Annotated in this window: 16 protein-coding genes and 1 pseudogene; 10 read left to right on the top strand and 7 right to left on the bottom strand. The window is 72.2% G+C overall.

Features of this window, described 5'->3' with window-relative positions; all coding sequences use genetic code 11:
- Positions 1-129: 129 nt before the first annotated feature.
- Together IE265_RS14135 and IE265_RS14130 are read left to right on the top strand one after the other, a co-directional pair.
- Positions 130-1965 carry a glycoside hydrolase family 15 protein gene (locus tag IE265_RS14135; RefSeq protein WP_190035864.1) on the top strand — a complete coding sequence of 612 codons (1836 nt, stop codon included), beginning with the start codon at positions 130-132 and terminating at the stop codon, positions 1963-1965.
- A gap of 280 nt (positions 1966-2245) precedes the next feature.
- On the top strand, positions 2246-2938 hold the full coding sequence (locus tag IE265_RS14130; protein WP_190035863.1) for a carbon-nitrogen hydrolase family protein: 693 nt from the start codon (positions 2246-2248) through the stop codon (positions 2936-2938).
- Positions 2939-3082: 144 nt separating this feature from the next.
- Here IE265_RS14130 and secY read toward each other — a convergent pair whose 3' ends face one another.
- Together secY and IE265_RS14120 are read right to left on the bottom strand one after the other, a co-directional pair.
- Positions 3083-4390, bottom strand: a complete 1308-nt coding sequence (secY, locus tag IE265_RS14125; RefSeq protein WP_190035862.1) for a preprotein translocase subunit SecY — start codon at positions 4388-4390, stop codon at positions 3083-3085.
- Between the two features lie 239 nt (positions 4391-4629).
- Positions 4630-5673 (bottom strand): AI-2E family transporter, encoded by a 1044-nt coding sequence (locus tag IE265_RS14120; RefSeq protein ID WP_359313082.1) that lies wholly within the window; start codon positions 5671-5673, stop codon positions 4630-4632.
- 587 nt (positions 5674-6260) lie between these two features.
- On the opposite strand from IE265_RS14120, the gene IE265_RS14115 reads away from it, so the two are divergent.
- Together IE265_RS14115 and IE265_RS14110 are read left to right on the top strand one after the other, a co-directional pair.
- A complete protein-coding gene (locus IE265_RS14115; RefSeq protein WP_190035861.1) occupies positions 6261-6992 on the top strand; it encodes an HAD family hydrolase in 732 nt (243 codons plus the stop codon).
- Positions 6993-7329: 337 nt separating this feature from the next.
- Positions 7330-8763 carry a PP2C family protein-serine/threonine phosphatase gene (locus tag IE265_RS14110; RefSeq protein WP_190035860.1) on the top strand — a complete coding sequence of 478 codons (1434 nt, stop codon included), beginning with the start codon at positions 7330-7332 and terminating at the stop codon, positions 8761-8763.
- A gap of 88 nt (positions 8764-8851) precedes the next feature.
- Here IE265_RS14110 and IE265_RS14105 read toward each other — a convergent pair whose 3' ends face one another.
- Positions 8852-10351, bottom strand: a complete 1500-nt coding sequence (locus tag IE265_RS14105; RefSeq protein ID WP_190035859.1) for a DNA-binding protein NsdB — start codon at positions 10349-10351, stop codon at positions 8852-8854.
- Positions 10352-10583: 232 nt separating this feature from the next.
- Here IE265_RS14105 and IE265_RS14100 point away from each other — a divergent pair, with 232 nt between their 5' ends.
- Both IE265_RS14100 and IE265_RS14095 read left to right on the top strand, forming a co-directional pair.
- Complete coding sequence (locus tag IE265_RS14100; RefSeq protein ID WP_190035858.1) at positions 10584-11726, top strand: aminoglycoside phosphotransferase family protein; 1143 nt, start codon at positions 10584-10586, stop codon at positions 11724-11726.
- Positions 11727-12068: 342 nt separating this feature from the next.
- Positions 12069-14051 (top strand): N-acetylmuramoyl-L-alanine amidase, encoded by a 1983-nt coding sequence (locus IE265_RS14095; RefSeq protein WP_190035857.1) that lies wholly within the window; start codon positions 12069-12071, stop codon positions 14049-14051.
- A 69-nt stretch (positions 14052-14120) separates the two neighbouring features.
- Here IE265_RS14095 and IE265_RS14090 read toward each other — a convergent pair whose 3' ends face one another.
- Positions 14121-14492 carry a VOC family protein gene (locus IE265_RS14090; protein WP_190035856.1) on the bottom strand — a complete coding sequence of 124 codons (372 nt, stop codon included), beginning with the start codon at positions 14490-14492 and terminating at the stop codon, positions 14121-14123.
- Between the two features lie 116 nt (positions 14493-14608).
- On the bottom strand, positions 14609-15463 hold the full coding sequence (locus IE265_RS14085) for a (2Fe-2S)-binding protein (protein ID WP_190035855.1): 855 nt from the start codon (positions 15461-15463) through the stop codon (positions 14609-14611).
- A gap of 374 nt (positions 15464-15837) precedes the next feature.
- On the opposite strand from IE265_RS14085, the gene IE265_RS14080 reads away from it, so the two are divergent.
- The 4 genes from IE265_RS14080 to IE265_RS14060 all read left to right on the top strand — a co-directional run bounded on the left by IE265_RS14080 (position 15838) and on the right by IE265_RS14060 (position 22334).
- Positions 15838-17019 (top strand): ATP-grasp domain-containing protein, encoded by a 1182-nt coding sequence (locus IE265_RS14080; RefSeq protein WP_190035854.1) that lies wholly within the window; start codon positions 15838-15840, stop codon positions 17017-17019.
- Positions 17016-18806 carry an IucA/IucC family protein gene (locus IE265_RS14075; protein ID WP_190035853.1) on the top strand — a complete coding sequence of 597 codons (1791 nt, stop codon included), beginning with the start codon at positions 17016-17018 and terminating at the stop codon, positions 18804-18806. The genes IE265_RS14080 and IE265_RS14075 overlap by 4 nt, the downstream gene beginning before the upstream one ends.
- 199 nt (positions 18807-19005) lie before the next feature.
- On the top strand, positions 19006-21033 hold the full coding sequence (locus tag IE265_RS38340) for an IucA/IucC family protein (protein WP_229916176.1): 2028 nt from the start codon (positions 19006-19008) through the stop codon (positions 21031-21033).
- The gene (locus IE265_RS14060; RefSeq protein WP_190035852.1) at positions 21030-22334 is read left to right on the top strand and encodes a type III PLP-dependent enzyme; all 1305 of its coding nucleotides are present in this window, start codon (positions 21030-21032) and stop codon (positions 22332-22334) included. The genes IE265_RS38340 and IE265_RS14060 overlap by 4 nt, the downstream gene beginning before the upstream one ends.
- Positions 22335-22589: 255 nt before the next feature.
- Here the strand turns inward: IE265_RS14060 and IE265_RS14055 are convergent, their stop codons facing one another.
- Positions 22590-23087, bottom strand: a complete 498-nt coding sequence (locus tag IE265_RS14055; protein ID WP_190035851.1) for a glycosyltransferase family protein — start codon at positions 23085-23087, stop codon at positions 22590-22592.
- Positions 23088-23933: 846 nt separating this feature from the next.
- Positions 23934-26973 (bottom strand): annotated as a pseudogene (locus tag IE265_RS14050) (ATP-binding protein).
- Positions 26974-26999 lie beyond the last annotated feature (26 nt).

Raw genomic sequence — 26999 nt, 5'->3', positions numbered from 1 at the left:
ACCCGAACCCGCGGGAGCGGGCGCTCGACAGGCGCGCCGACCCGCTTCCTTCTACGCTGGAACGAGCCCGTGAGCTGTACGGTCGGCGCCGGCCGGCCATCGGCACGCGCGCCGGTAGGGAGGCAGGCGATGGCCGAGAACGTGAGGCCTCCTGATACTCCGGGTCGATCCCGCTACCTGCCGATCGCCGATCACGGTCTCATCGGCGATCTGCACACCGTTGCCCTGGTGGGGACGGAAGGCACCATCGACTGGTACTGCTGCCCGTCGTTCGACTCCCCCAGTGTGTTCGGATCGCTCCTGGACGCCGATCGCGGCGGGTTCTTCGCCCTGTCCCCCACCGTGTCCGCCCAGTCGAAGCAGTTCTACTTCCCCGACACCAACGTCCTGATCACCCGCTTCTTCACGGCGGACGGCGCCGGCGAGGTCCAGGACTACATGCCGATGACGGACGGCGTCGCCGAGACCAAGCGCCACCGGCTCATCCGGCGTGTCCTGTGCGTGCGGGGAACCGTGCCCTTCCAGCTTCACGTCGCCCCGCGCTTCGAGTACGGCACCGCCCCGCACACCGTGCGCACGAACCCCGAGAGCGCCGTCTTCGACTCCGCGAACCTGCGCCTCGCCCTGACGTCGACGGTCCCGCTGGAGAGCGACGGCACCGATGTGCGCGCGGACTTCAAGCTGGGCGAGGGCGAGTCGGCGGTGTTCGCGCTCGACAAGATCGGCGACGGGGTCGAACAGCGGGGCTGCGCACACAAGGAGGCGGCGGTCGAGTTCGCCGACACGGTCGCCTACTGGCGGCGCTGGCTGAGCCAGTCGCAGTACCGCGGGCGCTGGCGGGAGATGGTGCACCGGTCGGCCCTCACGCTCAAGCTCCTCACGTACGCCCCGACCGGCGCCATCATCGCCGCGCCGACCACGAGTCTTCCCGAGCAGCTCGGCGGGGAGCGCAACTGGGACTACCGCTACGCGTGGATCAGGGACGCCGCGTTCTGCGTCTACGCGATGCTCAGGCTCGGCTTCACGACCGAGGCGGAGGCTTTCATCAAGTTCCTCACCACGCGCGCCTGCAAGGGCACCGACGACGCCTCCGGGCCGCTGCAGATCATGTACGGGATCGACGGCCGCACCCACCTGCCCGAGAGCGAACTCTCCCACCTGGAGGGCCACCAGAAGTCCGCTCCCGTCCGGATCGGCAACGGTGCCGCGGGCCAGCTCCAACTGGACAGCTACGGGGCCCTCATCGACTCCATCTACCTCTACGACAAGTGGGCGCAGCCCATCTCCAGTGATCTGTGGGACAGCGTCTGCGCGCTCGTGGACTGGGTGTGCGCCCACTGGGACCAGCCCGACGAGGGAGTGTGGGAGACCCGCGGCGGCCGGAAGAACTTCATCTACTCGCGCCTGATGTGCTGGGTCGCGATCGAGCGGGCGATCCGCCTCGCCAACCGGCGCGGCCTGCCCGCCGACCTGCTCCGCTGGCAGCGTTCCCGCGACGACATCTACCGGCGGATCATGGAGCGCGGCTGGTCGGAGCGGCGCCGCGCCTTCGTCCAGCAGGAGGGCGAGGACGTGCTCGACGCGGCCGTCCTGATGATGCCCCTGACGAAGTTCATCGCGCCCACCGACCCGAAGTGGCTGTCCACGCTGGACGTGATCACCGAGGAGCTCGTGTCCGACTCGCTCGTCTACCGCTACGACCCCAACGCCAGCCCGGACGGACTGCGCGGCGACGAGGGCACGTTCTCCATCTGCTCGTTCTGGTACGTCGAGGCCCTGGCGCGGGCGGGACGGCTCGACGAGGCCCAGCTGGCGTTCGAGAAGATGCTCACCTACGCCAATCATCTCGGCCTGTACGCCGAGGAGATCGGGCTCACCGGCGAGCAACAGGGCAACTTCCCGCAGGCGTTCACCCACCTCGCCCTGATCAGTACCGCCTTCAACCTGGACCGCGCGCTGGGTTAGCACCCGTCTCCCGAACCGTCCGCGAGGCGCTCGCCGGGCCGGGACGCCGTGACGCGCGGCGGCACACCGGCACGCCTCCGGGCGCCGGGCCGGTCGGTTCCCGGTCGGGTCCGCGCTCGCGCCGGCCGGCCGGGACGCCGCGGTTCGACCACCGTGTGCCGCGGGCCGTGGCAGCTCCCCGCCCGCCGCCGGGCGGCGGGCGTGCACACCCCGGGGCTCCACGGCCCGCGTCGCGGTCGCCAGGTACGCTGACCAGGCAATTCGATGAAAGGAGCCCGGGGTGGGACATTCGTTGAGCATCGCTGTGGCGCAGCCGAGGTGCACGGCTCACGACGTGGCGGGCAACGCCGTGGCACACGCCGAAGCGGTTCGGGCGGCGGGCGCGCGGGTGGTGGTCTTCCCCGAGATGTCGCTGACCGGATACGAGCTCGACGCCGAGCCGATCGCCCCTAACGACGAACGGCTGGCTCCGATCGTCGCCGCGTGCGCCGAGACCGGGACGCTCGCCCTGGTCGGCGCGCCCGTGCCCGGTCCTCACATCGGCGTCCTGGCCGTACGGGGGGACGGCGCCCACGCGGTCTACGGGAAGGTCCACCTCCACGGCAGCGAGGCCGCGCACTTCACGCCCGGGGAGCCGACCGTGATCGAGGTCGACGGGTGGCGGCTGGGACTCGCCGTCTGCCGCGACACGGGCATCCCCGAGCACGCGGCGAGGACGGCGGCCCTGGGCATCGACGGGTACGTGGCCGGGGTCGTCCACGCCGACCACGAGGCCGAGGTGCACGGCGAGCGCGCTCGCCGGGTCGCCGCCGACCACGGCGTGTGGGCCGCCACGGCCGCCTTCGCGGGCCCGACCGGTGGCGGCTTCGACCGCACGTCCGGCCGCTCGGGAATCTGGGCCGCCGACGGCAGGCTCGTCGCGGAGGCCGGCACCGCACCCGACGACTTCGCGCGGGCCGTCTTCACCAAGTAGCCCCGGGCCGTGGCGCGGGAGCCCGCCACCGCGCGGGCTCCCGCGCCCGCCCCCCGGCGACGCCGGCAACCCGCGCTCGGCCGGTGCCGGGGACACCCGGCCGCCGCGTCTCGACGGGGCCGTGCCGCGAGACCTTCGCCGGCGCTACCGCAGGAAGCCCTCGTAGTGCTGCTGCTCGACCTGGCTGTTGATCTGCTTGACCGTCTCCAGCCCCACGCTCACGATGATCAGCACGCTCGTGCCGGTGAGCTGGTTGGCACCTCCGAAGCTGGCGAACGCGACGGTCGGCACCAGGGCGATCAGCCCGAGGTAGAGCGATCCGGGCCAGGTGAGCCGGTTGAGGACGTAACCCAGGTACTGGGCCGTGGCCCGGCCGGCGCGGATGCCCGGGATGAAACCCCCGGCCTGCTTGATGTTCCCGGCGACTTCCTCCGGGTTGAACGTGATCGCCACGTAGAAGAACGCGAAGAACACGATCAGAAGGAAGTACGCGGCCACGTAGAAGGGATGGTCGCCCTTGACGAAGTTCCCGTTGATCCACGCCGACCATCCGGAATTCGAGTCGGAGAACTGCGCGATCAGCGCGGGAATGTAGAGGAGCGACGACGCGAAGATGACCGGGACCACGCCGGCCTGGTTGATCTTCAGCGGGATGTAGGTCGAGGTTCCGCCGTACGACTTGCGCCCGATCATCCGCTTCGAATACTGCACCGGAATCCGCCGCTGCGCCTGCTCCACGAAGACGACCAGCCCCACCATGGCGAATCCGATGAGAAGGACCAGCCCGAAGTTCACCCATCCTCCGGCGATGGTGCCTTCCTGCTTCACGGTCCACAGCGCGCCCGGGAGCGTGGAGGCGATGGAGATGAAGATGAGCATCGACATTCCGTTGCCGATCCCGCGCTCGGTGATCATCTCTCCGAACCACATCACACACGCGGTCCCGGCGGTGATCGTCGTCACCATCACCACCGTCGTGAGGATGGACTGGTCGGGAACGATGTTCCGGGCCGTGGGGCAACTGGGGAACAGCGCGCCGCTGCGGGCGGTCGCCACGAGACCGGTGCCCTGCAGGACCGCGAGGGCGACCGTCAGGTAGCGGGTGTACTGCGTGATCTTCCCCTGCCCGGCGGCGCCCTCCTTCTTCAGCGCCTCCAGCCTCGGGATGACCACCGTCAGGAGCTGGAGAATGATGCTCGCGGTGATGTACGGCAGGATTCCCAGCGCGAAGACCGTGATCTGGAGCAGGGCGCCGCCGCTGAACAGATTCACCAGTCCGAGCAGCCCGCCCTCTTTCGACACGGCGTCCACGCACGTCTGGACATTCCTGTAGCTCACTCCCGGGATGGGAATGTGTGAGCCCACGCGGAACAGCACGATGATGCCGAGCGTGAAGAAGAGCTTCTTGCGCAAGTCGGCGGTCTTGAAAACCTGAGCGAACGTCCCGAGCACGACTTCCTCCTTCGCCCCTACGCAAATACGACAGGGGTGAAACACCTACGCAGATACGCCAGGATGAAAAGAGCAAAACTAATTGCAGAGTAGGAGTGCGCCCGTCGTCACGGCCACGCGCCTCGCCCGCGGGTCACCGGAATGCCATCCGCCCAGCGGTATCGCCTCCGAGCCCCGGTGCGCCGGCGCGGAAGGGGGGTCCCGCCCGGCTCCGGACGGGGTCGCGCCGCCCCCGGGACCTATGACTGCTCCTGCGGCCGCTGCTCGCCGTCCCGGTTGAGCAGGTAGCTCACGACCGTGTTGGCCACGGCGACCAGGGGGACCGCGACGACGGCACCTCCGATACCGGCGAGCAGGCCTCCCGCGGCCACCGAGAGAATGACCGCGAGCGGGTGCACCCGTACGGCACGGCCGAGGATGAACGGTTGGAGGATGTGCCCCTCGAGCTGCTGCACGCCGAGCACGATCAGCAGGACCAGCAGCGCGGTGACCAGGCCCTCGGCGACGAAGGCCACGACGACTGCCAGCGCTCCGGAGACCACGGCTCCGACGAGGGGGACGAACGCGGCGGCGAAGATGACGACGGCGAGCGGCAGCGCCAGCGGGACGTCCAGGAAGTAGATGCCCAGACCGATGCACAGGGCGTCGATGAAGGCGATGATGACCGTGCCGTGCACGTACGCGGAGAGGGTGCGCCACGCGAGAGGACCCGCGCCCTCGAGTGCCGGGCGGGCGGGGGCCGGGGCGAACTTGAGGCTCCACTTCCAGATCCGTGGACCGTCGTAGAGCAGGAACAGCGTCGAGAACACGGTCAGCAGGACTCCGGTGAGGAACTCCACGATGACGGCGACACCGTGGATGCCGGCCGTGGTGAGCTTGTCGCTGCTGGAGCCGATGCCGTCGCTCAACTTCTCCGTGATGTTGTCGAGCATCTCCTCCGTGATGTGGAACGGGCTGTCGAGCAGCCGGCGCTTCAGCTCGTCGACACCGCCCTGGAGGCTGTCGGTCAGGTCCTCCAGATTGTCCGTGACCTGCCAGATGACGAACCATCCGACCAGCCCGAGGAGCACGAAACCGCACAGTGCCGTCAGTACGGTGGCGACCCCTTGCGGTACCCCGTGCCGGTGCAGACGGGCCACCGTGGGCTGAAGGAGCGCGGTGACCAGGATCGCGGCCGCGAGGGAGAGCACGAGCAGCCGCACGGCACTGATCGCCTGCACCAGCACCCATACGGTGCCCGCGATGACGAGCAGGCGCCATCCGGCCTCCGCGGCGACACGCACACCCCAGGGAACCGTGGCGGCGGGCTCCGGCCGCTCAACCGGTGCACGTGGGGGCTCCGCGGGCGGTGGCGCGGGTTCCCCGGAGGGTGGTGCGGGTTCCCCGGAGGGTGACGCGGGTTCCCCGGAGGGTGACGCGGGTTCCTCCGGGGCGTCCGCGGAGCGGTCCGGTGTCGACCGCTCCCCCGGATCCCCGTCGTCCGCGCGGAAGCGCTCCAACCATTTCGAGAACCGCACGACCGCACCTGTTTCTCAAGAGGGAGGCGCGCCGCGGCCAGGGGCGTACCGCTCCCTCGGGGGAGATTTCAGTCCTTTCCGACAAGCCTAGGAATGAACCGAATACCGAGGCGCGGCCGACACACCACCGCCGGGCCGCTTCGGCGTCCGGTCACCCCGATGGTCCACACACGCGCGCGATTCGACCGCCGGTCCCGCGTGCCACCGAACCGGGACGCCGTGCGCCACTCCGTCTGCCCGGCGATGCCGTCGGCGCGGCGCCCGGCACCAACCCGGCCGCCACCCGACTCCATCCGCACCGACTCCCCCGGGGCCCCTGGCGCACCCGCCTCCGCAGGCGTCAGGAAGTCCGGATGACGAACGTCCCGCTTCCGGTCTGCGGTCCCGAGGGGCCGCTCCGCGCCACCACCGCCGCTCACGGCCCGGTCCCGGTACGCGCCGTGCTCTTCGACTTCGGCGGCACGCTCTTCCAGATCGGCACGTACGCGCAACGCATCCGGGCCGTCCTGCGCCGCCCGGTCGGCGCGTCCGAGATGGACGGACTGCTCGACCGCCTGGAGTCGGGGCTCGGCGCCCCCGACGTCGTGGCGGCCCAGCGCGGCCGGGACGTGTCGCCGGCGGCCCACCGCCACGCGTTCACCACGTGGTACGCCTCGGTCCCGGCACTGGCACCGCACGCCGGGGCGCTCTACGCCCAGTTGAGGGAGCCCGCGCACTGGATGCCCTACGCGGACGCCGGCCCGACGCTCGCCCGCCTCACCGGGGCGGGCCTGGCGCTCGGCGTGGTCAGCGACGTCGGCTGGGACCTGCGGCCGACGTTCGCGCACCACGGCCTCGACCACCACTTCTCGGCCTGGGTGCACTCCTTCGAGCACGCCACCGAGAAGCCGGACCCCGCACTGTTCGCGCACGCCTGCCGCGAACTGGGCGTGGCCCCCGCCGAGTCGCTGATGGTGGGGGACCATCCGGCGAAGGACGGCGGGGCGGCCGGGGCCGGGCTGCGGGCGTACGTCCTGCCGGCCGGCGCCTCGCCGGGGGGCCACCGGGGACTGGACGCGGTCCTGCGCCTGGCCGGGGTGGACTGACCCGTCCCCACCCGTGGACGCGGCGTGCGCACCTGCCGCACCCCCGCCCACGGGACGCACCGAACGAGCCGCACATACGGGCGACGAACGTATGACTGAATGAGCGTCGGACTGAGCCTCCTGATGCGTCAACTGACCTATGATGACTACGACTTGAGGGCACGGGTCGCGTACTCGATTCGTCCCGCCCTCCCTCTCCGGGGGGACTGCGGCACATGCCAGAGGCACCACCGCATCATTCGTCGCCAAATCCCTTACAGCGCGTCGCGGGCTGTGCCACAGTCGTAACCGGTCCCTCCCCAGCCTTTGTCGTACCGTGCCTGTATCGGAGTACGTCATGCCGTCCCATCTCTCGGCGGACCGCCCGGCCGCCGAGCCGCCCGCGAGCGGCTCGGTCGACGCGCTGATCTCGCAGACCCGCCGACTGCGGGGCGAAGTGGACGCCGTCCGGCGCGACGCACCGGCCGACGGGGCGGACCCCGAGGGGCGCTGGCAGCGCGCACTGTGCGACCTGGCCATGCACCAACTCAACGATCTCGACCAGCACTTGGCGCAGCTACGGGACGGCCCGCCGCCCGCTCCCGTCGAGCCCGGACACGCGGTTTCGGGAACCCGGGCCGTGCCTGGCACGTCCCGGCGCGGCTCACTGCTCAGCCGGGTCGGCAGCGCGGAGTGGAACCTGCTGACGGACGAGGCGAGTTGGTCGGGCGAGCTCTACCGGATTCTCGGCCGCGACCCCACCGCGCCCCCGCTCACCCTCGACGAACTGCCGTCCGCCGTCCTCGACGAGGACCGCCCGCGGCTAACGTCCATGGTGACGGACTGCCTGATCGACGCCAAGCCGATAGACGGCGAGTTCCGCCTCGTCCGGCCCGACGGCGGAGTGCGGACCGTGCACATGATGGGCGAGCCCGTACTCGCCGCGGACGGCAGCACCGAGGCCATGTGGGCGGTGGTGCGCGATGTCAGCGAACTGCGCCGCAGCGAGCTGGCCGTCGACGAGAGCCGCGACTCGTTCCAGCGGCACCGGCACCGCGCGCAGACCGAGCACCGCATCGCGGTGGAACTGCAGGAAGCCGTGCTGCCGCCCTGGCGGGGGTCCCTGAGGCTCCCGCGCCAGGGCCCCGAGACCCTGGACCTCGCCGCCCGGTACCTGCCGTCCGCGACGAGTTCGCTGATCGGCGGGGACTGGTACGACGCCCTCGAACTCTCCAGCGGGGAAACCCTGTTGAGTGTCGGAGACCTCACGGGCCACGGAGTCACCGTCACCTCGGGGATGGCGATGCTGATCGGCGCCCTGCGGGGCATGGCCATGGCGGGCACGGCGCCGGGCCGGCTGATGGAATGGCTCAACCAGATACTCGACGCCTCGGTCCAGCCCGCCCTGGGCAGCGCGGTGTGCTGCCGCTACCGGCCGGAGACCCGCACACTGACGTGGGCGCAGGCCGGACACCCCGCCCCGCTGCTGTTCCGCAACGGGACGGGACGCGTGCTGACGCCGCCGGACGGCGTCCTCCTCGGCGCCACCTCGGGAGCCGCGTACGGGCAGGCCGAGGAACGGCTGGAACCCGGCGACCTCCTGCTTCTGCGCACGGACGGACTCGTCCCCCGCCACACCGGCGCCGCGGCCGCCGAACGCCTCCTGGCGCTGGCCCCCCGCTTCGAGGAGGCACGGGGCGCGCAGGACTGCGTACGGGCGGTCGTGGAGGAGTTCGGCGAGACGGAGCGCGAGGACGACGCCTGCGTACTCGTCGCCAAGGTCGCCCACTGACCCCGCGACGGGGTGACGTCCTGCGTCGAACCACGGGCCCGACGCCGTTCGTGTGCCGGTGCTCGGGTGTGCCGGTGAGCCGGACCGCCTACACCGTGCGGCTGCTGCCGCCCCTCGGCTTCAACGAGCCCTTCGGCAAGGACAGTTTGATCTCCTCACGCAGGTCGTGGATCTTCGGATAGCTGGAGTACTGCCCGGTCAGCCGGTACATCTCGCGCAGCCTGTCCCAGGTGCGATGGGAGGAGTTCGACCCCATCGACGTCAGCGCCAGCCGGGCGTAGCGGTCGGCCTGTTCGGGATCGTCGGCGATGAAGCACGCCGAGGCCAGGGAGATGTGGTCGAAGATCTTCGACCGGTCGCGCCCCTTCTCCCGCAGTTGCAGCGCCTCCTTGGCGTGCCGCTGCGCCACGGCCGCCGCCGCGGGATCGTGCTCCGCGAGCGTGCGGTAGGCGAGGGCCTGCATCCCGTGCATGTCCGCCTCGTCGAAGAGCTGCATCCAGCTCGGCGGGGGCACGTCGCCCTTGTCGGAGACGAAGAGTTCCTCCGCCTCGCCCAGCGTGCGGCGCATGGCCTGGCCCTTGCCCATCGACGCCTGCGCCCAGGCCTCGATGGTGTAGAGCATGGCCCTGGTCCGCGGCAGGACCTCCTCGCCCGAGCCCGACTTGGCCAGCTTCATGAGGTCCAGCGCGTCGTCGGGCCGGCCCAGGTGGACCATCTGCCGGGCGGCGCGGGAGAGCGCCTCCCCCGCCCGTGGCCGGTCGCCGCCCTCGCGGGCCGCGTGCGCGGCGATGATGAAGTACTTCTGGGCCGTGGGCTCCAGGCCGACGTCGTGCGACATCCAGCCCGCGAGGACGGCGAGGTTGGCCGCGACGCCCCACAGGCGCCGCTGGAGATGGTCGGGATGTCGGTAGGAGAGCATGCCTCCCACTTCGTTGAGCTGTCCCACGACAGCCTTGCGTTGCAGTCCGCCACCACGGGCCGCGTCCCAGGCCCGGAACACCTCGACCGAGCGCTCCAGTTCCTCGATCTCCTGCGACCCGATGGGGGCGGCCTCGTAGCGGTCGAACCCAGCGGGGTCGGCGTGCAGGGGATGGTCGAGTTCGGGAGCGTCGGCCGCGAGGGCCGGATCGGTGTGCAGCCAGTCGTGCATGGCGCCGCTGATTGCGGATCCTGCGGCAAGCGCGGCACCCGCGCCCACCAAGCCGCGTCGGTTGAGCATGAGGTCCATTCCCGTGAATTCGGTGAGGACCGCAGCCGTCCGCTCGGGCGCCCACGGCACTCCGTCGGGATGTTCCGCATTCCCGCCGCCCTGCCGTTTCCCCGTGCGCCCGTGCCGGACCAGACCGAGGTCCTCGATGGTCACGACACGGCCGAGACGCTCGGTGAACAGTGCCGCCAGCACCCTCGGCACCGGATCGCGCGGGATCTCTCCCATGTCGATCCACCGCCGCACTCTCGAGGTGTCGGTCGCCAGCTGGGGGTGGCCCATGGCCGCCGCCTGCCGGTTGACCAGCCTCGCGAGTTCACCCTTGGACCAGCCGGCCAGGCCGAACAGGTCCGAAAGTCGGGCGTTGGGTTGTCCGTTCACGTCAAGCCCCCAGGTTCTCGGCTGAGTTGACAGTAACCGCCTGTCAGTTGCTGAGCGACTATTCGCCAGGGTTCGCCAGGGCACGCCAGATGGTGTGCCACGGGGCGTCCGGTGTCAGGTAGGAAAGCGCCACCCCGACCCGGTCACCGAGGGACATTCCCCAGGATGGGCCAGGGCGACCGGGGCGGGTAGCGCGGCAACTTGCAGGCACACGAAGGGATCTGTTTCGCCCATGTACGCAGCATCGTCCTCCGTGTCCGCTCCGCCCCGGTCGCTGCACACCCGCCCGGTCGGCAGCGGCCCCTATCTCGATCCCTCCCGACCCGCAGCGGCCCCCGTCCTCGGTGCCGGCCGGTCGCGGCGCATCCCGGGACTCGGCACGCAACCGCTCAGCGGGAGACTCGACTTGTCCGGCCCTCAGGGCGCGCAGCTGCGCACGGCGATCGCGTCGGTGCACCGGATCTGTCCGGAGTTCGCTCCGGTGCAGGTGCTGCGCCGCAGCGGGCGCTCCGTGCTGCTTGTCGGCACGACGGGACGCAGCACCGCCGTGGCGAAGTGCTTATTGGACCACTCCCCGGTGTGGGCGGAGCGGATCCGCCATGAAATAGCTGCATACCGCTCGTTCGTGCGGCACCGCCCTCCGGTGCGGGTGCCGCGACTGATCGCAGCGGATCCGGACAACTGCACCCTGGTGATCGAGCGCATGCCGGGACGGGTGGCGGCCCTCCAGCGGCATCCGGTGGAGTCCCCGCCTCGTGCGGACGTCAGAGCGGCGCTCGCGGCCATCTGCCGGCTCAACTCCTGGCGCCCGCCGGCCGGTACCTTCGACGCCCCGCTCGACTACGCGGCGCGCATCTCCCGGTACCACGACCTGGGGCTGCTCACCGACCGGGACATGGGCGACCTGCAGAAGCTGGTGCACGGAATCGCGCACTCGTCGGGCCGCCAGGGCATGGGTCAGTTCTGCCACGGCGACGCCCTCCTGTCGAACATCCTTCTCTCACCGGCCGGTCCAGTGCTGGTGGATTGGGAGCACGCGGGCTGGTATCTGCCGGGGTACGACCTGGCGACGCTGTGGGCGGTGCTCGGGGACGCACCGGTCGCCCGTCGGCAGATCAGTCAGCTCGCGCAGGCCGGGGGCCCGGCGGCTCGCGACGCGTTCCTGGTGAATCTGATGCTCGTCCTCACCAGGGAGATCCGTACGTACGAGACGGCCGTGCAGCGTTCCATGCACGAGGCGACCCCGGCGGCACCGGGCCCGGCCCATCCCGGTGCTGCGCCGTCCGGCGAGGAGCAGCGGCTGCTGCTGCGGCGGCTGCACGACGACTGCCAGATGGCCCGCAAGGCCGTTCGCGCGGCGGTCGGCACTCGCTGACGGGGACGACGGTCCGCGGTGTGCCCGCCATGGGTGCACCGCGGACCTTCGTCGTGTCCGGCCCGACGGGCACGGCCGCCGACGGCACACGGCGGGCCGGCCACGCGGACCGGCGACATGAATTTCCGCGGGTTGCGGAACACGCCGCCTTGACGATCACCGGTCCACACCACTGACGCCCCGCAGGCCGGGCGGCCGTCACCGCGGAATCTCCTCGGATCACGCCGCTGACATGGGACATCGTTCACTTCTGGGCATGATTGACGGATCGTCGGAGAGTCGGTAGCACATACGTGCACCCGCCGGTGACACCGTCATGCTCGACCGCTCAGGAGGCCTGCCTTGCGAGGATCCGCCACCGACTCCGGTGCGTCCCCCCGCGGACGTACCCGAAGAACGGCCGGGGCTCTCGCCTCGGCCGCGCTGCTGCTGCCTCTGCTCGGCGCCGCGCCGTCAGGCGGCGGCACGCAGTTGCCGTCCGCGCTTCTGCAGAATGCTTTCGCCAGTGCCGCCGCCAGGTACGAGGTGCCGCAGAGCGTGCTGCTCGCCGTGTCGTACCTGCAGTCCCGCTGGGACGCGCACGCGGGGGCGCCGAGCGTCACGGGCGGCTACGGTCCGATGCATCTCACCGATGCGCGCACCGCGCTCGCCGGGACGGACGCCTCCCACCACGGTGACGGTACGGAGGACGCGCGCGGCGACGAATCCCGCGCGCCCCGGCTGCCGGTACCCCGGCTCCCCGCCGTCGCCGAACTCCCGGCCCGCCTGCAGACCTTGACCCGGGCGGCCGAACTCACCGGCATCCCGGCGGAGCGGTTGCGCAGCGACCCGGCGGCCAATGTGGCGGGCGGAGCGGCGCTGCTGGCCGCGGCGCAGAAGCAGTCGGGCGAGCCCTTGAGCGAGGACCCGGCGGACTGGTACGGGGCGGTGGCCCGCTACTCGGGCGCCGACGACACGACGACGGCCGCCCGGTACGCCGACGACGTCTTCGACGTGATCCGGCAGGGCGAACGGCGCACGACGGACGCGGGGCAGCGCGTCTCGCTCACGGCGCGGCCCGAACTCAGGCCCAGGACCGCGCAGGTGGACAGGGGTGGGCTGCGGGCGGCCGACGCCGAGGGCACCGAATGCCCGAAGAGCGTGTCCTGCGAGTGGATCCCGGCCCCGTACGAGGAGTTCGGCGACGGCGACTACGGCAACCACGACCTCGGCGACCGCCCCGCCGCGCAGAGCATCGAGTACATCGTGATCCACGACACCGAGGGTGCGTGGAACGGTGTCCTCGCCATGGTGCAGGACCCGACCTATGTGTCGTGGCAGTACAGCCTGCGCTCCACCGACGGGCACATCGCCCAGCACGTCAAGGCAAAGGACGTGGCCTGGCACGCGGGCAACTGGTACGTCAACGCCAAGTCGATCGGCCTGGAGCACGAGGGATTCCTGACGGCGCCGGACACCTGGTACACGGAGGCCATGTACCGCTCGTCGGCGCGACTGGTGAAGTACCTCGCGAGGAAGTACGACATCCCGCTGGACCGGCAGCACATCCTGGGCCACGACACCGTTCCGGGGCCGACGGCGGCGAACGTCCCCTCGATGCACACCGATCCGGGCCCGTACTGGGACTGGCGCCACTACTTCGCCCTGCTCGGCAAGCCGTTGCGCGCCCAGCCCGGGAAGCACGACGGGCTGGTGACCGTACTGCCCGAGTTCCGCGAGCACCAGCCGGAGTTCACGGGCTGCGTGACCCGGGGCGTGCCCTGCGCGGCGCACGGCTCCAGCGCGGTGCGCCTGCGCACGGAGCCGCGCGAGGACGCTCCGCTGGTCAAGGACATCGGGCTGCGGCCGGGCGGCGGGGACTCGACCACGGACGTCAACGACGTGGGCTCGCGGGTCTCGACGGGGCAGCGGTACGCGGTCGCCGGGCGCGAGGGCGACTGGACGGCCATCTGGTACCTGGGGCAGAAGGCCTGGTTCCGGAACCCGTCCGCGCAGCCGACGGCCGTGAACGCCTCCGGTCCGGTCGTGACGCCCAAGGACGGTCTCACCGAGATCCCGGTCTACGGGCGCGCGTACCCGGAGAAGGAGGCCTACCCGGAGGGGGTGCCCGTGCAGTCGGTGTCTCCGCTGCCGTACAAGCTGCCCGCGGGACAGCGTTACGCCGTCGGTGGCAAGGTGCCGGGCGAGTACTTCTACTCGCCGACGTTCGACACGGCTCCGCACCGGGTGGTGCGCGGCGAGGACATGTACTACGAGATCCAGTTCGGGCACCGGGTGGCCTTCGTACGGGCCGCCGACGTGCGCCTGCTCCGGTCGGCCAGGTAGGACCGTCAGCCGCTCCGGGGCGGTTCGTGCGGACCGAACGGGGAGCCCTGGTCTCGGCCCGTTGGGCCGTCAGCCGCTCCGGGGCGGTTCGTGCAGGCCGAACGGGGAGCCCTGGTCGTCGCGGCAGAGCCTGAACCGCCCGAAGCGCGCGGCCGACTCGTCGCTGTCGCCGCTCTCGTCGGCCGGCTCGTCGACCGTGCCGCCCAGGTCCCTGACCTGGGCGGCCGCCGCGTCGAGGTCGTCCACCCGGAAGAAGAGGTAGGGGGTGGCTCCGGGGTCGCCCCCGTGGATGCCGCCGGGCACTCCCCCGGTGTTGAGGGCGAAGCCGCCGCCTTCGGTCGTGCCCGGTTCGAACGTCCAGCCGAAGAGGGCTCCGTAGAACGCGCGGCCCCGCTCGGGGTCCGCGACGCCGATCTCGAAGAAGCTCGGTTCGCCCGCCATCACGCCGCTCCTGTCCCTGGACCTGCCCGCCCGGGACACCACGGTACGCGGGAGGACCGGGGTCCGCGCGCGCCGGCCGTGGCGCTTCGGTCGTCGCGCCCCGGCGGGGGCGGCCGTCAGCTCTCCAGCCGCCTCAGCCGCTCGGCGTCGCAGGTGCGGGGGCAGGTGGCGCAGGCCTCGGCGGGGCGGATCGTGTAGTAGAGGCAGCAGCCCAGACGGGTACGGGTCGGGTGCCGCCGCCCGTCGCCACCGGTGAGGTGACGGAAGTCCGCGCCGCCGGGGAAGGGCGGGACGGGTGACGGCAGAAGGGCAGCGGCCGCCCGCACCGCGCCTGCCTCCTGGCCGAGCATCCGGCCCAGGTACCAGATGCCCGAGACCAGGTCGTCGGTGACCATGCCCCACAGGGCGCGCGGTCCGCGTCGGACGTGCGGGGCGACGGCCGTGAGCAGCGGCTCCATGTGGTCGGCGACCGCGATCCTCAACTCGGCACGCAGGGCGTCCTCGTGGGGGACGGTCAGCATCCCGGGCAAGGCGGCCTCCGGGTCGCCCGGCAGGCAGGCGAGGTCGGATCCGGGGCTGATCTCGAACGTGGCGGACACCGGCTCGAACCGTACGTCCTCCGGGTGAATCCTCGGAACCCGTCCGGTGAGGTACCAGACGCCGCTCATCAGCAGGCCGACCGACCACGCGTAGTCGTGGAGTGCGCGGGACGCGGCGACGTCGTGGCGCGGAGTGTGGTCGTAGCGGTCCCGGATGCGGACCGCCTCGGCGTCGACGAAGGCCGCCATGACTTCCTGGTCCTTCACCAGTTCAGCACCGGTGAACGATCCCTGGAGGGCGGTCGGTCCGGGGCCCGCCACCCGCACCGTCAAGGCCTCGCAGACCTCCGCCAGGCGCCGGTACGTGCTGTCGAGGAGACCGGACACGGACGTGGCTGCACCGGTCGACGGGGACTCCAGGGCCACGGTCATCGGTACTCCTGTGCATGAGGGGAGGCGCGATCGGAAGAGGTAAGGCTTACCTTAGTATAGAGATCGCCGACAGCAGCGCGTGACCGCACCTCGGAGTGAACGATCAAGGGAGGCGCATGTCACGGCCCACCCACAGCTCGTTGAAATGTAAAGCATGGCTAATCTGATCTTACGTATCGTCACCGCGCCCTACGATGAGATCTTCGAGGCCCGGGGCGGTGCCGGGGTGTCCGGCATCGGCGTCCGGGCAGCGACACGGTGGCTCACGGACACAGCCGGCATACCGCTCCCGCGGACCCGATCCACCACCGGGAGCGGGCCCGTGCCGCGCCCGCTCCGTAATTCACCACTCATGACCGGACGTTGACCCACGCATGCGCCTGTATCTGCTCGCCCTGAATCCGACCGACTCGGTCACCGAGGGATTCCTGCCCGCCGCGTCCCGACTTGGCCTGGACGTCACGGTCCTGACGGACCAGCCGGACGCCCACCGGCGGGCGTATCCGGAGATCGACGTGCTGGAGTGCGACGTTCGCGACGTACGCGCCGTCGTCACCCGGATCTCGACCCACCACCACCCCGACGCGGTCTTCTCCAACAGCGACCACCTGCAGACCCAGACGGCCCTGGCCGCCGCGTACTTCGGCCTGCCGGGAAAGGACTGGCGGGCAGCCCTGCGCACCAAGGACAAGGCCGAGATGCGGCGCCACCTCGCCGCCGCGGGCGTGGACACCGTGTGGTCGGCCGAGGTCACCACCCCCGAGGACGCGGCCGGGCTCGACGCGCCCTTCCCGTGTGTCGTCAAGCCACGGGACGGTGTGGCGAGCGAGGACGTCGTACTGGTCTCGCAGCCGCGGGAGTTGGCGGCGCGGTGCGGCGAGATCCTGGGCCGGCGCCCCGGAACCACCCTCGTCGTCGAGGAGTTCCTGCCCGGCGAACTGTTCACGGTCGAGACGCTCGGCGACGGCCGCGTCCGGCACGTGCTCGGCGGCTTCCACACCAGGCTGTCGCCGCCCCCGCACTTCATCGAGGAGCGGATGACCTTCGTACCGGCCCATCCGGAACCGGTCCTCACCCAGGTCCTCGCCCAACTGGACGCGCTCGGCGTCGGGTTCGGCGCCTGCCACACCGAGTTCGTGGTCCACGCGGGACGGGCGCGCATCATCGAGGTGAACTACCGCGCCATCGGCGACCAGTGCGATCTGCTGCTGGCCCGACTGCTGCGCATCCCGCTGTTCGAGCACATTCTGCGGACGCACGCGGGAGAACCCCTCCCCCACGACCTCGGCGCCAGGCGCGAGGACGCGGCCCGGCTCGACTACCCCTGCGCGACGATTCCCGGACAACTCGTCGAGGCCCCGGAGCCCGCAGAACTGACCGTGGACGGGGTGCACTTGACGTACCGGCCCCTGCGCCGGGTCGGCGAACGGCACGAGGTGTACCGCACCAACCGCGACTACCTCGGCGTCCTGCGAGCCGTCGGAAGCGACCGGGCAGCCGTGGACCGGGCCTCGGCCGCGTTCCTGGCGGGGCAGCGGTGGGAGATCCGGCCGTGACCGCACCGACCGCGACGGACGACACATTCCCCGCGGACCGCACCGAGGCGGACCTCGTGATCCGTGTGCTCGGCGCCCTGCTGCGCGAGGACGTGGTGGGACTGCGGTCCGCAGGCACGCCGACCGAAGGGCAGGACGGGGCCTGGCTGCGCCGGACCGCCGGCAACGGACGGAGCCTGCTCGTGCCGGTCACCGCCGACGGTTTCCAGTGCGAGTGCGCGGCCCGACTTCCCCTGATCCGCGCCGAGTCCGACAACGGCACGTCCGTCATCCACGGCACGTGCGACGCGATCCTCACCGAACTGCGCGCGCTCGCCGAACCTGCGGACCGGGAGGGCTTCGACGCGTTCGCCGTGGAGTGCCGGCAGACACTGGGCACCATGCGCCTCCACGCCGCGACGCGCGGCCAGGTCATGGGCGAGCTGACGGACCGTCACGGTCACGACCTCGCTGCCTGGCAAGGAGCGGCCGGAGCCCTGGCATTCGACACCCTCGCCGCCCGCCTCGACCACCCCGTCTACCCGACCGCACGCGGACGTTCCGGCCTCGGCGACACGCAACTGCGCTCGTATGCGCCGGAGTTCCATTCGCGATTCGCCCTCCGCTGGCTCGCCGTGCCGCGTGATGCGGTCACCGGGGAGTTCCCGCACGCCTGGCCCACTCCCGCACGGCTCGGCCTGGACGGACTCGACCGCACCCATGTGGTCATGCCGGTGCACCCGTTGACGGTCGGAGCGGACCTGGAGGACGCCCTGGGCGAGAAGGGCCTGACGGACCGGGTGGCCGTGCCCGTCGGCACGTCCGGCGCCGAGGCGGTGCCGACCCTCTCCATGAGGACCGTGGCACTGACCTGCGACCCGACCCTGCACGTCAAAGTGCCGCTGCCCACAGCGACCCTGGGGCTTCGCAACCGCCGGACCATCAAGCCCGGGACACTCGTGGACGGCGCCGCGGGCCAACGGCTGATCGAGCGGATCGTCGCGCTCGAACCCCGCCTGCGGGACACGGTCCTGCACGCGGACGAGACCGTGCACGCCCACGCCGGGCACGAACTGCTCGCCGTGCTGTTCAGGCGCCTCCCCGCGGGACTGGACGACTGCCTGGTCGTGCCGATGGCCGCGCTGCTCGCCGAAGCCCCCGACGGACGGCTCGTGTTCGACCACCTCGCGGACCTGTTCCACGACGGCGACACGGCGGCCCTGCTGGACGCCTGCCTCACCCCGCTCTTCGACTGGCAGACCACGCTCTTCGGCTACGGGGTGGCGCTGGAGTCCCACCAGCAGAACATCTCCCTGGTCCTGGACCGGTACGCCGACGGCCGTCCGCGGGTGCGGCTGCTGCTGAAGGACAACGACGGCCCCCGCGTCAACACGGTCCGGCTGCGCGAGCGGCTCGGGGACGACGCCCCGGAGTCCCTGGGCTTCGACGACCCCCGGACGTTCGGCACCAGCGACGGCCCGGTCGCCGACCTGTTCACCACCATCACGCTCCATCTGTGCGCGGGAGCCCTCGCGTTCGGGCTCGCCCGGCACGGCCGCGCTCCCCTGCCGGAGCTGCTGCGGCTCGTCCGCGACCGGCTGGCCGAAGCCGTAGAACGCCTCGGGACGGAACCGGGCGGCCCCGGAGACGTCCTGCGGACCCGGGTACTGGAGGCACCACGGCTCCCGGTCAAGGCGATGGTCACCGCCGGAACCCTCCTCAGCAAGGAGCGCTCGGGCGCGACCGACATCAACAAGCACTACACCAGCGGCCCCAACTATCTACTGCGGCAAGGACGTTCGGTATGACACGCGCGGAGGTCCCGCTCCCCGACCGCGGCGGGGGCGTTCCGGCCCCGCGCGGCGGCGGACGGCACCGGTCACGGTCCGGCCCCGGCGACCCGTCCGCCCGCGGACACCGCCGGCTCCACGCCACCGGGCGGGTCATACCCCGCTCCGCCGCGCACTCGCCCTCACCTCGTCCTCCTCGTACCCGCTGGAGCCGCACATGCCCTCGCTGACCGAGTCGCTCGGTGGCACACCCGTCGTCACGCCCGCCGGGCCGCCCCGACTCCCCTCCCCCGGCGAGGCCGTGGCACACACCCTGCTCAACTGCCTGCTGCGCGAGGTGTCGGGACCCGAGCGGCAGACCGCCTTCACCGAAGGCCGTCTGCTGCTACGGCTCCCCCGCCGCGGTGTGCTGCTGCGGGTGGCCCTGCGGCGCACCTCGCTGCTCGGCGCCCACCGCTTCACAGGCCCGGTCGACGAGCAGACACCCGGGGGCGGTTGGCGCCAGGTGGACTGGCGGCGGCTGGCCGCGTACACCCAGGACGAGCTGTCGCTGCGGTCCGGCGTACGCAACGACGAGTTCCTGGAGCAGGTCACCTCCAGCCACCGCACCCTCGAAGCGGTCCTTCGCGTACGCCGCGCCGACGACTCCGCCGCTTCTCCCACGGCGGCTCCCCAGGCCCTCTCCCCCCTAGCGGCCGCACCGACGCACAACAGCCACCCCTCCGTTCCCGGCGCTCGCGAGCACACCACCAAGCCGGTCGCGACGGACGAACGCCGGCACGCGGCGCCCAACTCCCATGCCGCGCCCGTGGACCACCGCCGCGACACGGGGTACGGGCCTGGCGCGGCGGGCGCCGGAGGGCGCGCGGAGAGTGGCACCTCGCACGCAGAGGACAGTGCCGGGCGCGGGGCGACCGTCGCGCCCGTCGCCGCCTACATCGAGTCCGAGCAGTCCCTGCTGTTCGGGCACCGCTTCCACCCCACGCCCAAGGCGCGCACCGGTGACGCCGCCTCCTGGCTGGCCTACGCGCCGGAGGCCGGAGCCTCCTTCCCACTGCGACGACTCGCGGTACGGGAGCACCTGGTCGCCGAGGAGGGGGCCGAACCCGGCGCCCTGGACCCGCTCGACCGGCTCGGCCCGCGCGAGGGAGGGACCGTGCCCCCCGGCTACCGGCTGCTGCCCGCCCACCCCTGGCAGTACGAGATGCTGCGCGAACACCCCGCGCTCCGAGCGGCACTCGACCGCCACGACGTCCTCGACCTGGGCCCGGGCGGCCGCCCGTTCGCCGCCACCGCCTCCGTCCGCACGCTGTACGACGGCGAGACGTTCCTGAAGTTCAGCCTGAACGTCCGCATCACGAACTGCCTCCGCAAGAACGCGAGTTACGAGCTGGCGGGCGCCGTGGCCCTCACCCGGGTCCTCGACCCCGTACTGGCGGACCTGGCCGACCGCTTCCCCGGCAGCGCGGTGCTCCGCGAGCCCGCCTACCGCAGCCTCGCCCTGCCCGGCCCCGGCGGCACACCGGACCGCGAACTCCTGGAAGGCTTCGGGGTCATCGTCCGCGAAGGGCTGTCCCGACGGCTGCTGCCCGGCACCACGCCCCTGCTCGCGGCGGCCGTCGCGGACGAGTACCCGACCAGCCCCGCGCAGATCTCCCGCCTGCTCGCCGGTGCCGGCCCGCGGGCCGCGCTGGACTGGTGGTCGGCCTACCTCAGGCTGCTGGTACCCCCCGTCCTGGCCGCCTGCTTCGACCACGGCGTCGTACTCGAACCGCACCTCCAGAACGTGCTGATCTGCGTCGACGGCGACGGCATGCCCGCACAGGTGCTGTTCCGCGACCTGGAGGGCACCAAGCTCGTACCCGAACACCACGCGGACACGCTGGCCGCGCTGCCCCCCGACGTCGCCGGACCCATGACGTACGACGCCCAGCGCGGCTGGGACCGGGTCGTCTACTGCCTGCTGGTGAACCACGTCGCCGAACTCCTGGCCGCCTTCGCCGACCTGCACCCCCACACGGAGGCCGCGCTGTGGGCGGAGGTCCGGCTCACGCTCCAGGCCTACGCCGACCGGTACGGCTGCCCGCCGCCCCTGGCGGCACTGCTGGCCGGAGTGCCGCTGCCCGCGAAGGCGAACCTCCTCACCCGCTGGGGACGCAAGGCGGACCGCGAGGCGGGATACGTCCGCCTTCCCTCGCCCCTCGGTGCGGACGTTCTGCGCCACTCGACCGGGAGCACCCGATGACCGGACCCACCCCAGCCGTACGGACCCGCCTGCTCTCGCTGCCCGCGCACGAACTCCCCGTCTACATCTACGACTTGCTGGCCCTGCGCACGCACGCCGCGGCCGTCAGGGCGTCGCTGCCGGAACGGACCGAGCTGTACTACGCCGCGAAGGCGAACCCCGAACCGGAGATCCTCGCGGCGCTCGGACCGTACGTCGACGGCTACGAGGTCGCGTCAGGGGGCGAACTCGCCCATGTGGCAGCGGCGGTGCCGGGCCGCCCCCTGGCGTTCGGCGGCCCCGGCAAGACACCCGCCGAGATCGCCGGCGCGCTGGAACGGGGCGTGGAACGCTTCCACGTGGAGAGCGAGCACGAACTCGCCATGCTGGCCGAGTTGGCCCGCCGGCTCGCCCCCGGCGTACGGGTCGCCGTCCTGCCCCGCTTCAACCTCCCTGTCGCCGCCGGTTCGCTGGCCGCGAGTTCCCTCGCGATGGGAGGCCGCCCCAGTCCGTTCGGCTTCGACGCGTCCCAGGCGGACGGAGTCGTACGGCTCCTCACCGACGGCACCCATCCGAACCTCGAACTGCGCGGTGTCCACGCCCATCTGGCCAGCGGACTGCGCGCCCCGGAGCAACTCGCCGTCGCGGAGTCGATCGTGGGCTGGGCCGTGCGGCTGGCCGAACGGCACCGGGTACGGCTCGACGAGGTGAACGTGGGTGGCGGCATGACCGTCGACTACGCGGCCCCCGCCGAACGGTTCGACTGGACCTCGTACGGCGATGGGCTGGCCCGGCTCACGGCCCGGCATCCGGGGCTGACGCTGCGCGTCGAACCCGGGCGCTCGCTCACGGCCTACTGCGGGTGGTACGTCAGCGAGGTGCTCGACGTGAAGCAGAGCCAGGGCGAGGACTTCGCCGTCGTACGCGGCGGCACCCACCATCTGCGCACCCCGGCCACCAAGGGGCACGACCAGCCGTGCTCCGTGGTGCCGGTGGAAGCCTGGCCGCACCCTTGGCCGCGACCGCGGGCGGAGGGCCAACTCGTCACCCTCACGGGCCAGTTGTGCACCCCGAAGGACCTGCTCTCCCGAAACGTCCCGGCGCCCGGCCTGCGGGCCGGCGACCGCGTCGCGTTCTCGCTTGCGGGGGCCTACGCGTGGAACATCTCCCACCACGACTTCCTGATGCACCCGCGCCCCGGGTTCCACTTCCTGGGCGCCGAATCGTCCGGAGGCACGGCAGCGGGGGCGGCGGCCACGGCAGCAGGGGCGGCAGCGACGGCGGCGGATGCCGTCATGGCTGGGCGGAAAGGCGGAGGCTGACGGCTTCATGACCCCGCCCGGCGACGCGGGCCCTGACGGGAACGCGCGGCCGGTGGGGGCGCGGGCCGGTGGGGGCGCGGGACCGGACGGGGAGGCGGGACCGGACGGGGAGGCGGAGCCAGTGGGGGCGCGGCCTGGCGCGATGCCGCAGGGCCGGTGGGGCCATGGCCCAACCGGAATCTGCGGGACCGGACGACGGCATGGCCCGGACGGGCGCTCAGGGAGCGCGGGTCCGGGCCGTCGCTGCCGTGTTGCTCAGCCCTGCTGGAAGAGCTCCGCGGGGAGGGGCTTGAGGAGGGCGTACAGGTCGTCGGTGATCGGGCGGTCCCAGGCGGCGATGGTCACCAGGACGTTGTCGCTGCGGTCGAACTGCACGCACGAGATGCGCGTCTCGGAGAGCTTGAGGCGACGCACGATGAGGAGGTTGTCGCCCTGCATCACCGGCGTGTCCTCGGCGCCGACGACAGTGACCTCCTCGTCGTTCTCCAGGGCGAGCAGAAGCTGGCCCACCTCGAACGGGATCTCGCCCTCGGCCACGTCCCGGGCCGGCGAGCCCTCCGGAAGGTTGCCGATGATCATGGCGGGGCCGCGACCGCCGAACAGGTCGTAGCGCAGGAACACACCCTGGCAGCTGCCATCGGGGGCGGGCAGCAGGCCGGCGCCCAGATTGCCCGGCCAGTCACCCGGATCCATGGCCAAAACATCGAACTCGGGCCCGGCGGGGGTGGCGCTGCGGCGGCGGAGGAAGGACATGCCGCCATGGTACGTGCCCGGAGGGGTGCGTCGACGAGGGGCCGACGGCCCCTGACCCCGGATGTCGGCCCTCCCGCGTTGCTTCAGGGGCGGGTGGTCCGCGGATGGGGTCCGGGGACCGTGGGCTGCACGTGGCGCCCGACGCTTGGCGGTCAACGGACGATGGCCTACAGGTGGTGGCCAACGAGTGGTGGCTCACGGTGGCTGGCCCACGCCTGGTTGCCTACAGGCGGTGGCATACGCGTGAGGGCCCACAGGCGATGGCATACGCATGGGGCACCACGGCCCCCGGCCCACACCTGATTGCCCACGCACGTTGACCCAGGTACCGACGTGCCTGCGGTGGTCGATGATCATACGCACGGCCGGCAGGACCGCCCGGGGCTGCGCGTGATCACCTTCAACTGCAATCGCAAGCCCGACCGGCTGGCCCACCACCGTGGCCCACACGCGTTGGCGCCTCTCCACGGGCCGCGGGCCACTGCGAGACGACCCTCAGCCGGCGCCCCCATCCGTTGACCTTCACGGTGGGCCACCACTCGTTGGCCCACACGGAGTGGCCACCACTCGTTGGCCCGCACCCGGTGGTCACCCCGCGTCGGCCCACACCGGTTGGCCCACACCCGGTGGTCACCCCGCGTTGGCCCACACCGGTTGGCCGACACCCGGTGGCCACCCCGCGTCGGCCCACGTCGGTTGGCCCACACCCGGTGGTCACCCCGCGTCGGCCCACGTCGGATGGCCCACACGCGTTGGCCCACGTACGTTGGCCAACGCCCGGCGGCCACTCCCCGTCGGCCACCCACCCCACGTCGGCCACCCGTCTGCGCGCACGAAGCACGCCCGCTAGACGTCGGCGGACGCCGCCTCGCCCAGTGCGGCCGCGAGCCCGGCCGGGTCCGTGCCGACCTTGCGGTAGACCGCGGACAGCAGCCGGACGACCGTCGCCTCGTCCGTGGCCAGCTCGTCGGCGATCGCGGCGGCGGTGTCACCCCGCGCCGCAAGCGTGGCGGCCGCGCGCTCACGCGCGGTGAGCGTCTCCGTCTCGGCGCTGTGCAGCCGCCGCGGTCGCAGCCCGGCGGCGGCCAGCTGGTCGCGGGCGGTCTCCACCAGGCCGTCCGCTCCGCACTGCACGGCTGCCTCCAGCCCGCGGTAGAGACGTTCGGCCGATTCCCTGGGGCGGCCCGCCTTGCGGAGTTCGGTACCGAGGGAGACGAGGGCGCAGGCCAGTTCGTAGGCGGCGGGGGAACGTTCCAGGTGGCTGACCGATTCCTCGAGGAGTTCGACGCGGGCCGGACCGGGGCACGTGACGTCGGCCGCCGCGCGCAGCGCCTGGCCGATCGCCGAGGGCGCACCGAACTGCCGGGCCCGGCTCACTGCCTCCAGGGCCGTCGCCTCGGCCAGCTCGGGGGCCTCGTGGAGCTGCGCCCTGGCGAGGTGCAGCTGCCACGGGCACCAGGAGGGGTTGCGCATGCCGCGCGGATCGAGGCGCCAGCCGGCCGAGGACAGCTCGGCGACCGCCTCCTTGGTCAGCCCTCTGGCCAACAACAGTTCGCCGTACACGGCCTGGGCGTCGGGGAACACCACCGCGGCGGGGAAGGGCGCCGCGAAGTTGTAGTCCTCTGCGGTCTGCGCGGCTTCGGCCAGCCGACCGCGGGCGAGCAGGATCTCGATGAGGATGCCGACGGCGTACCAGTGCGCGGGGGTGTCCGGCCCGACGCGCTCGGCGAGCCTGAGTCCCGCCCGGCCGAAGTCCTCCGCCTCGGCGAGCCGTCCTCGCCGGTAGCGCACGTACGCGAGGAGGGAGTAGCCGAAGGACAGGTGTCCGCCGTACCAGCCCTGCCGTTCGAAGTCGGCGATCCCGGCGGCGAACAGTTCCTCGGTGCGTCCCGGCCGGTCGGCGTACATGAAGGTGAGGGCCACCAGGACGGGCACCTCGAAGCCGCGGTCCGCCTCGGCCCAGCCGATGCCGCCGGCGAGGGCGCGCTCGGCATGGCCGACGCCGATGTGGGCGGGTTCCCCGCGCAGGGTCGCGTCCCAGGCCCGAAGGCCGATCACATAGCGCTCGGTCAGGTCCCGGCCGGTCAGTCGGTCGGCCAGGCGGGTCAGCCGGCGGGAGCGGGACGGCGAGTCGGGCTCGTCGGCCCTGAAGGCGTCCCACATGAACTGTTCCGACTGCATGCGCAACCGCACGCGGGCGTCGCCGGTGACCTTGATCTCCTGGGCGAGGGTCTCGGACGCCTCGCGCAGGCGGTCGCTGTGGGCGAGGACCTGGGAGAGCCGGTAGACGATGTTGTGCCGGAGTTCGGGGTCGGCGATCGGTTCGTCGAGGGCGGCCCTGAGGTGGTTGACGGTGGTCGCGGGTTCGGTGAGCAGGGAGGCGCTGCCGAGTTCGTACAGGAGCGCGGCGCGTTCACCGGGGGGGCGGGGGTTCGCGCAGAGCCCGGGCGAGGTAGCGGCACGAGGTGTCCGGGGCTCCGGCACGGAGGGTCTCGCGGGCGGCGGCCCGCAACTGCTGGACGACCCAGAGGTCGCCGTCGGGGTGGGTCTCCATGAGGTGCCGGGCGGCGGCGGACGGTCCGAGTCCGCTGTCGATGACGCACCAGGCGGCCTGGCCGTGCAGGGCGACGCGGACACTGCCCGGGATCGCTCGGTAGACGGCGGTGGCGATCAGCGGGTGGACGAATTCCAGGGTGCCCGAGGCGGTCACGGCGCCGGTGAGGATACGGGCGCCGCGCAGGACGTCCGCCGCGTCGGCGGCCTCCTCGGCACCGAGGCCGGCCACCGCGGCGGCGAGGTTGGGCGGGATCTCGGTGCCGAGTACCGCGCAGGCCCAGGCGAAGCGGACGGTGGAGGGGCCGAGGCGTTCGAGTCGGGCGACGAGTCCACTGCCCTTGACGGCGGCGGCGAGGTCGCGCAACAGGTGCGCTCCGGCCTCGGTCGGGGTCAGGCCGCGGTCGCGGACCTTGGCGGTGAGTTCGACGGCTTCGAAGGGGTTTCCCGCGGTGACGGCCCAGCACTCTCGGCAGAACGCGTCGTCGGCCTGCGCTCCCACGGCCTCGCGTACGAGGCCCGCCACGGCCGTTGCGCTGAGCGGTTCGAGGTCCAGCGGACGCCCACCCGCTCGGCCGGGCAGTGCCCTGAACGCGTCGGCGTGCTCTGGGAGTTCGTCGGGCCGGTAGGCGACAACGAGCAGCAGTGGGAGTTCCTCGGCGCGGGGCGCGAACGCGGCGAGCCACTGGAGCGACTCCGGGTCGGCCCAGTGCGCGTCGTCGAGCACCAGGACCATCGGGGCGCGCCTGACCGCGAGATGGGTGAGCACCCAGTCGAGTCCGTCGCGCAGGCCCTGTTGGTCGGGGGGCGCGCCCTCGGCGGCGGCGCACAGGCCGAGTGCGGGGCCGACGATGTCGTACCAACTGCCCAGCGAGGCGCGGAGTTCGGCTTCCGGGACGCCCGCGAGCTGGGGTTGGAGGAGTTGGCGTGCGACGTGGAAGGCCACGCCCTGCTCCTGGTCGCCGCCACGCGCGGAGAGCACGGTGCAGCCCTTGGCCGCGGCGCGGCGGCGCACTTCGGCGAGCAGGCTCGTCTTGCCGATGCCCGCGCGTCCGGCGAAGGCGAGGAGCCCGCCCCGGAGTCGGTTCCTCGACTCGGCTGCGCCTGCGCCTGTGCCTGCGGGGAGTCCGGGACCTGATGCGGACGGTGACGGGGACGCCGGTACGGGTGCGGGTCCGGGCGCTGCTGAGGGCACGGGTCCGGAGACGTCCATGAGGTTTCCGACGGCGGCCGAGCGCACGCCGGTGACCTCGTTCAACGCCTCGTCGACAGCGGCGAGTTCACTCTCGCGTTCGAAGAGTGTGCCTCTGTTCCGCATACCGTGCTGCCCCATACCGCACCCCCTGTCACGGCCCTGCG

The sequence above is a fragment of the Streptomyces fructofermentans genome (assembly GCF_014651055.1).
Taxonomy (GTDB): domain Bacteria; phylum Actinomycetota; class Actinomycetes; order Streptomycetales; family Streptomycetaceae; genus Streptomyces; species Streptomyces fructofermentans.
Note: the sequence above shows the minus strand (reverse complement) of the source record. Positions and strands in the feature narration are given on the sequence as shown.

What these genes read in the sequence shown, in the direction of transcription:
- IE265_RS14085 (WP_190035855.1), bottom strand. Translation starts at nt 15,463, where the DNA reads ATGACCGTGGCCCTGGAGTCCCCGTCGACCGGTGCAGCCACGTCCGTG.
- IE265_RS14115 (WP_190035861.1), top strand. Translation starts at nt 6,261, where the DNA reads ATGACGAACGTCCCGCTTCCGGTCTGCGGTCCCGAGGGGCCGCTCCGC.
- IE265_RS14110 (WP_190035860.1), top strand. Translation starts at nt 7,330, where the DNA reads ATGCCGTCCCATCTCTCGGCGGACCGCCCGGCCGCCGAGCCGCCCGCG.
- IE265_RS14135 (WP_190035864.1), top strand. Translation starts at nt 130, where the DNA reads ATGGCCGAGAACGTGAGGCCTCCTGATACTCCGGGTCGATCCCGCTAC.
- IE265_RS14055 (WP_190035851.1), bottom strand. Translation starts at nt 23,087, where the DNA reads ATGTCCTTCCTCCGCCGCCGCAGCGCCACCCCCGCCGGGCCCGAGTTC.
- IE265_RS38340 (WP_229916176.1), top strand. Translation starts at nt 19,006, where the DNA reads ATGCCCTCGCTGACCGAGTCGCTCGGTGGCACACCCGTCGTCACGCCC.
- IE265_RS14100 (WP_190035858.1), top strand. Translation starts at nt 10,584, where the DNA reads ATGTACGCAGCATCGTCCTCCGTGTCCGCTCCGCCCCGGTCGCTGCAC.
- IE265_RS14060 (WP_190035852.1), top strand. Translation starts at nt 21,030, where the DNA reads ATGACCGGACCCACCCCAGCCGTACGGACCCGCCTGCTCTCGCTGCCC.
- IE265_RS14080 (WP_190035854.1), top strand. Translation starts at nt 15,838, where the DNA reads ATGCGCCTGTATCTGCTCGCCCTGAATCCGACCGACTCGGTCACCGAG.
- IE265_RS14090 (WP_190035856.1), bottom strand. Translation starts at nt 14,492, where the DNA reads ATGGCGGGCGAACCGAGCTTCTTCGAGATCGGCGTCGCGGACCCCGAG.